We start from the raw sequence: 6420 nt of genomic DNA on the forward strand, positions 1-6420 counted from the left end.
ATTTCTACTATATGTGTGTCTGTTCAGAAAGTGTCATTTACAAGGCTTGCGAAGTCCGAAGATACGGAGTTTACTCATCGTAAATGAGTAATTTTGGATGAGCGTAACACAGCAAATGGTACTTTATGGACAGACACTAATTATAATCCCCCAAAAGGCTTAATAGAGTATTGTGATAAAAAGTATCCATATTTTTCCTCAAAAGTATAGATACTTTTCTTCGAAAGTATGGATACTTTTGCTCGAAAGTATTCATACTTTTTAGAATAATTCGATGTCATAGAAAATGTTGGCATTGTGATTGGCGATTAGCCTCGTCTATTTACCCGTATAAAATTTATTGATTTAGGTCAAATGGAATTCGTCCCAAGTAATCGGGGCTCGATTCTTTCAATGTTGTGAGACTTTGTTAATTTTTGTTTTCCTACTTAATTTGCTGGTATATATTTCTTTAAGCTGTTTTATTAAATTCCGTCATCAAAAAAGTTTCAGCTTTTTTCAAATAAATTATAACATAAGTGAATTTGTTATAGCATATATCGGTTTTCTGAAATCTCTCCTCTTAAGCTCATCTTAATTTTGACACTGGTTAAAGTTTGTAAACAAAAACTTGGGAAATGATTCAATAGGAACATCCAAAGGAAACCAGTTTAGAAAATTAAAAAATTGAAGTTTACGAAGTAAAAATCGAATCTTTTGTTGAAAAAGAAATACGGGTTTTATACATAATGTAACCTTTTGTAACAGAGATGTGAAGATTTTCCTCATATAGCCAAATCAAGTTATTTAAAAAACTCTTAAAACATTATTTGTATGAAAGAATTCAGATTATTCCCTGAAAAATCTGTAAAAAGTTTCAGGGACCATTTTCGAATGGGGCCATTTTTATTATTGATTGTGCTTTTGTCTTTATCGGGCACAACAATTTCTTATGCAAACATTCCTCAAACAGTAACTACGGTTAGCGGTACTGTTACTGATGAGCTTGGAGATCCGATTCCCGGCGTCAATATTCTGATAAAGGGAACAACAAGAGGAACTATTACCGATGTTGAAGGCAAATATTCGCTTGATGTTCCCGAAATTGACAATCCCGTTTTGGTTTTCTCTTTTATTGGTTATGAAAGTCGTGAGATTGAATTAGGATCAGAATCTATTATTAATGTTGTAATGCAGCCAAGCACCGCTTCTTTAGAAGAAGTTGTGGTGGTTGGTTTCGGAACCCAGAAAAAAATCAATGTTACAGGATCAGTGGCAACTGCTTCTTCTGAAGATTTGGAAGAGCGTCCTGTTTCAAATGCGGTTCAGGCATTGCAAGGTGTAATTCCCGGACTCAATATTTATAATAGTGGGGTTGGAGGAGAACTTGATGCAACCAAAACTATTAATATCAGGGGAACCGGGACTATTGGTGAAGGTTCAAAAGGAGACCCTCTTGTGCTCATAGATGGGATGGAAGGCGATATAAATACCATCAATCCACAGGATATTGAAAGTATCTCCGTATTAAAAGATGCTGCAGCTTCATCGATTTATGGTTCAAGAGCTCCTTTTGGTGTTGTTCTGATTACAACAAAGAGTGGAAAAGAAGGAAAAACAGTTATTAATTACAATAACAACTTCCGCTTTAAAACACCTGTTATGATGCCTGACATGCAAAGTTCGTGGGAGTTTGTAAACTTTTTCGACGATGCTAATTTCAATGTATCAAACTCGCATTTATACAGCGAGGATTATAAACAATTAGTGAAAAGTTATTACGATGGAGAACTAGACCCTAACGATGTTGCTTATTTTGGCAGTGGTGGGAAATGGAACTATGACTATACTTATGCCAATGTCGACTGGCTGGATGAATATTATAAGGATTGGTCGCCTTCGCAGGAGCATAATTTCAGTATAAGTGGAGGAAATTCTGATTTTACCTATTATCTGTCTACTAATTATATGACCGAGGATGGTTTTATGAGATATGGCACAGAGAATTACGATCGCTATTCGTTAACAGGAAAAATCTCAGCTCAGCTCACCCACATCCTGAAAATTGACTATTCCAGTCGCTTTATTCGTACCGAATATGCCCGTCCTACAAATATGAATGAAGGCTTTTATGATCATATTCTGCGAAGGGCAAGGCCAATCAGGGCCATAAAAGATCCCAACGGCTATTATATGGCCGACATCAACTACATCCTGACTATGTCGGAAGGGGGCCGGCACAAAGAACAAAATGACGATTTGTATCAACAGGCAAAAGTGACTCTATCCCCACTCAAGGACTGGGATATTATTGGTGAAATGAATGTAAGAACCGGCAATGACTGGACACATTGGGATCAGAAAAGGGTATATTCTCATTATGCAGATAATCCTGAAAACACTTATAAGGCCCTCACCAGTCCGAATAACGACCAGGTTTATGAATATTCCTATAAATCTACTTTCCTGACTCCAAATATTTATACAAATTATTCAAAACAGGTTGGTAGTCATAACTTTGCGGGGATGCTTGGGTTTCAGTACGAGCAGATGAAATACCGTGATATGAATGCTCAACGTACGGATATGATTACTACTGATTTGCCGGTTTTGAATTTGACCACTAATAATGATAATATGTCTATCAATGGTCAATATCAGGAGTGGAGAACTGCAGGATTTTTCGGAAGGTTAAACTACGATTTGAATGAGAAATACCTTGCCGAATTCAATTTAAGATATGATGGAACATCCAGATTCAGGGCTGAAAAAAGATGGTCATGGGCTCCATCTGCTTCTTTAGGTTGGAATGTAGCACGTGAGAATTTCTGGGGTAATATGGAAGATATAATTGGTACTTTTAAGCTACGGGCTTCTTATGGTGAACTGTCTAACCAAAATACAGATAATTGGTATCCTACTTATCAAACTTTGCCTACAGGTGCTGCTGACGGGCAATGGATTATAAATGGTGTAAAACCTAATACGGCGGGTGTTCCGGGGCTGATCTCGTCAACGCTAACCTGGGAGAAAATTCAAACAACCAACATCGGTGTTGACTATGGAGCTTTTAGCAATCGTCTTACAGGTTCATTTGACTATTTTGTAAGAAAAACAACCGATATGGTTGGCCCGGGAGTTGAGCTTCCGGCTATTCTTGGTACTGCTGTTCCAAAGACCAACAATACTGATCTTAAAACAATGGGTTGGGAACTTGAAATGTCATGGAGAGACAGAAAAGGGGAATTTCGCTATGGCGCCCGGATTAATATTGCCGATTCCAGAACAAAAATACTGCGCTATGGGAACCCAACCGGGAGTTTAAGCAGGTATGTTGAGGAAACCTTTACTGGCAATATTTACGGATATACCACTGTAGGAATTGCTAAAACTGATGAGGAGATGGAACAGCATCTTGAGTCGCTTCCGGAGGGAGGCCAGGATGCTATCGGTAGCAACTGGGCTGCTGGAGATATTATGTATGCAGATATTAACGGTGATGGCCGGGTGGATAATGGCGAGTATACGATTCACGACATGGGTGACCTTAAAAAAATCGGAAACAGTACACCCAGATATCTAACAGGAATAACTCTTGACGCAGCCTGGAAAGGTTTCGACATGCAAATGTTCTGGCAGGGAGTTCTAAAGCGTGATTTTGATCCAGGCGAGAACAGTATGGTATTCTGGGGGGCTACCGGAAGCGGACAGTGGTGGTCTACTGCTTTTACTGAGCATCTTGATTATTTTCGTGACGATCCCGATCATCCTCTGGGGTTGAATACTGATTCTTATTACCCTCGTCCTTTGTTTAATAACAAAAACCATAAGACTCAAACCAAATATTTGCAGGATGCATCTTATATGCGTCTGAAAAATCTTCAGATTGGATACACCTTTCCTGAAGTTTTTGTTAACAGGCTTTCTTTACAAAATCTCCGTATCTATGTTTCTGGCGAAAACCTGTTGACAATTACCAATCTGTCGGAAACAATGGACCCCGAAACAGCCGGCATTGGTAAACAGGGGGGAACTGTTTATCCGCTTTCAACCGTTTATAGTTTTGGTTTAAGTGTGAACTTTTAAAAAAAACAATACAATGAGAAGATTAAAATATATTTCAACAAAAATTACACTTGCATTAGGAATAGGTACTCTTATTTTGGCAAGCTGTGATGATCAGCTGGATGTAACACCACCATCAGATGTTACGCCTGAAAAATATTTATGGGAAGAGTCGCACCTGGCTGCTTATACTATTAAATATTACGCAGATTATACCTGGTATAATGAGGGAAGTGATGATAAAGGAGGAATGATTCCAAGCCATTATGGGAGTGGTGGCGAATCATTCTATTTTAATGATCTGGCTACAGATAATGCAACGACAAGAGGCTCGAATAATCGGTATGTTCCCGGTTTATGGACGGTTCCCGCAACAGGAGGAAAATGGAATTTTTCAAATATTTACGCGCTAAATTATTATCTGGAAACCGTTGTCCCCAGGTATGAGGATGGTGAAATTAATGGAAACTCAGCTAACGTTGAGCATTACATTGGTGAAGGCTATTTTTTGAGAGCACATGAGTATTTTTATCGCTTAAGAAAGTTGGGTGATTTTCCAATTGTTACAAAAACGTTACCCGATGATCAGGAAGTGCTTACTGAGGCCTCCCAGCGCCGTCCACGTAATGAGGTGGCACGTTTTATTCTGGAAGATTTGGACAAAGCGATTGATTTGCTATCTAACAGTCCTGAAGGAGGTAAGGTTAGAATTACCCGCAATGCAGCACTGTTGTTAAAAGCACGTGTTGCTTTGTTCGAAGCGACCTGGCTTAAATACCATGCAGGAACTCCTCTCGTTCCAAACGGTCCCGGCTGGCCGGGTGCCGATAAGGAGTATAACAACGGTTATACTTTTCCGAGTGGAAGTTTGCAGGGAGAGATTGATTTTTTCCTGGATGAAGCGATGGAGGCCTCTTCCGAAATTGCTGATGCGATACCTTTGGTGAGTAATAATCAGGTTATTCAGGAAAGTGCTTCTCAACCGGTCAATGATTATTATAATATGTTTGCTACCCCCGATCCTTCTGCTTATCCGGAAGTTCTGATGTTCAGACAATACAGTGTTGACCAGGGAAGGGCACACAGCTATAATCACTATATTTATTATGGTGCTCAAAAAGGTTATACTCACCAGATGGAACAATCCTTTCTTATGGCCAATGGCCTACCTGTTTATGATCCTGCCAGCGGGTACTCCGGAGATGACTATATTCAGGATACAAAAGTTGACAGAGATAGTCGGTGGCGTTTGTTCATGAAAGCACCCGGAGAAGTTAAAGCCTTTGAGAACATTGAAAATCCTGAGACTTTCGAAACAGCACCAATGGTATATAGTTCAGATGGAAAATACTCTACTTCAACCGGTTATATGCTTGGAAAAGGATATGCCCTTGACTATGATATGCAAATTCTCGGACAGGATATTACTGCGCCTGTAATATTCAGGGCTGCCGAGGCATATTTGATCTATATGGAAGCCAGTTATGAAAAGAATGGCTACATTGATGCAAAAGCAGATCAATATTGGCGGGCAATTCGTACCAGAGCCGGAGTAAATGAAGATTATACAGCTACTATCAGCCATACTGTAATGAGCGAAGAAGCCAAAAATGACTGGGGAGCATATTCCCAAGGTCAGCTTGTTGATGAAACGCTCTATAATATTCGCCGTGAGCGTCGTAGCGAATTGGTCGGTGAAGGTCAACGCTACAATGACTTATTGCGCTGGAGAGCCATGGATCAACTTGACGGCTTTCAGATTGAGGGTTGTAAGATTTGGGGGCCAATGCGAAATGATTATGAGGAAGGTATATTATTGGCAGATCAACCAGATGAAAAGGACAATACTGTTTCTTCTCCTACTCTCAGTGATTATTTACGACCTTATCAGATTGTCCAGACCAATAATAATTTTTATGATGGTCTGTACTTTACTGAAGCCCATTACCTGGAGCCAATAGCTGTTCAGCATTTTCTTATTTCATCTGAAGATGGTCAGACTATCTCAACTTCACCAATTTATCAGAACCCTGGATGGCCAACAGTTGCGGGACAAGGTGCTGAATATTAATCCCTGATTCAAATAATGGGAGGTGCCCAAAAATGCATTTTGTGCCTTTTGGGCGCCTTTTTTTCTTGTTTCTGGAAATAAATGATATTGTAATGATAAATCATATAAGAAAAAAAATATTATTCCCGATTTTTATTTGGATACTTGTTCTTTGCTTTTCCGGGTGTTTTAATAATAAAGAAAAAACTTTGAATCATCAGAGTTTTCACCCCGGTAAAATCTGGTACGACACCGATAGTGTCCACATCAATGCTCACGGTGGTGGAATTCTTTCCCATAACGGCATTTATTATTGGTTTGGAGAG

Annotated in this window: 2 protein-coding genes; both read left to right on the forward strand. The window is 39.4% G+C overall.

The genetic code is table 11. The features are described from left to right. Positions 1-813 precede the first annotated feature (813 nt). On the forward strand, positions 814-4065 hold the full coding sequence (locus ACTCNA_RS17210) for a SusC/RagA family TonB-linked outer membrane protein (RefSeq protein WP_462949176.1): 3252 nt from the start codon (positions 814-816) through the stop codon (positions 4063-4065). Positions 4066-4078: 13 nt separating this feature from the next. Next, positions 4079-6115 (forward strand): RagB/SusD family nutrient uptake outer membrane protein, encoded by a 2037-nt coding sequence (locus ACTCNA_RS17215; RefSeq protein WP_016775526.1) that lies wholly within the window; start codon positions 4079-4081, stop codon positions 6113-6115. The last annotated feature ends 305 nt before the right edge of the window (positions 6116-6420 follow it).

It is taken from the genome of Tangfeifania sp. (genome assembly GCF_055108615.1).

Bases quoted from the DNA above. Each gene is read 5' to 3' on its own strand.
- ACTCNA_RS17210 (WP_462949176.1), top strand. From the start codon at position 814: ATGAAAGAATTCAGATTATTCCCTGAAAAATCTGTAAAAAGTTTCAGG.
- ACTCNA_RS17215 (WP_016775526.1), top strand. From the start codon at position 4,079: ATGAGAAGATTAAAATATATTTCAACAAAAATTACACTTGCATTAGGA.